The organism is Candidatus Symbiothrix dinenymphae (assembly GCF_001431085.1).
Window position 1 is genome coordinate 1 of record NZ_BBRU01000032.1, and the last position, 1,327, is coordinate 1,327.

Genomic DNA, 1,327 nt, shown 5'->3' on the forward strand with positions numbered 1-1,327 from the left:
GTTTCCACGGTGTCGCCTGAGGCGGTGATGAGGCGTGCCTTATACTCGGCGGTGGCATCCAATATATCTGTGCGCTTGTTGCCTGCTGAATAGGACAATTCGGAGGATAATTTCTCCCATTTGCCATTGCTGTCCGCCTTATACCATTCGCAACCCACTATACCGTAGCCGGTGTTTGCCTTTACGAGCAGCAGATTGTTGTACCGGATGGACACGACATCCTCAAACGCTGCTCGGCTTTCGATGGTCAGACTGTAATTGGCTGTGTCTCTTGCTATTACAATACTGTATTTGACCACATAACGTCCGCCTCTGCTAATATCAACCGTGAAGCGATTCCCTTTTACACCTTCGTGCAATACGGTGGAAGAGGTCTTGGTCGTAACCGTTACAACAGACTCCAAAGCCTCACAATGTGCCAGGTAATAGCCTGTACCGATGCTGTCGGCATTTGACACAGCTATCGCGTGGCCGTTGGTATTGCCACCCGTGTTGCCACCTGCGCCACCTGTGTTGCCGCCTGTGCCGCCTGTGCCACCTGTGTTGCCGCCTGAGCCGCCTGTGTTGCCGCCCGTGTTGGTGGTTATCTCAAATTCCACCGTTCGGGAATCTTTGTAATTGCCTTTGCCGTTTATGGTTACGGTGGCTGTCCCTTCGTTTGTGTTGTTGCTGTAACTTAGAGTGTAGTCCGTGTTGATTGTGAGTGGGCGACCGCCGTCCACCACGTTAGGTAGCGGTTTGATTTCTTTGCCGGTGTACTTTTGAGCGGCGATGCTTGCCACCGTCACCGTTGAAGCGGTAATGCTCTTCGGGATGATGGTGAAGACTTTATTTGCAATGCTGATAGCGTAGTTGCCGCCGGCAGTCAGTGAGCCTTGATTGATGGGATACGTCCCCGGTTTTTCGTTGGAGGTGCGGGAGAGCACGCCGCTAAAATGGTCCTCCTCATCGAGCAGATCCGGACTGTAAGTGTAAGTCAGCGGCGGGTCGGCGGTGTTGTAAGTTTTACTCAGATTATCGTTCGGCGTGACCACGACAGGCAAAGGGGTGATTGTTGCCGTAGCGACAGGCTGTGCTGCCAATTCGTAATTATCTTTGTGCGCACCGGCGAGCGCGAAGCCGTCAAATATGACCGGTTTGTCCGGTCCTGCATTTTTATCGGCAAAAGCCGCTGTGCCTTTTTCCACAGTTACCACATCGCCGACATCCTCAACTATGCCAACGACATTGCCCGTACCGCTAAAGGTAGCGTTCGTAGTGCCATCGTAAGTTCTGCTATCGACTGAAAAACCTGTGAGCGTAACCGGCTTGGGTGTAATCGCGGCGG

The 1,327-nt window shown here is 52.8% G+C and carries 1 protein-coding gene; it reads right to left on the bottom strand.

Annotated elements, in window-relative coordinates; all coding sequences use genetic code 11:
* Positions 1 to 1,327: YDG domain-containing protein (locus ASC50_RS00635; RefSeq protein WP_193391169.1), on the bottom strand; the 1,327-nt coding region annotated here is incomplete at both ends.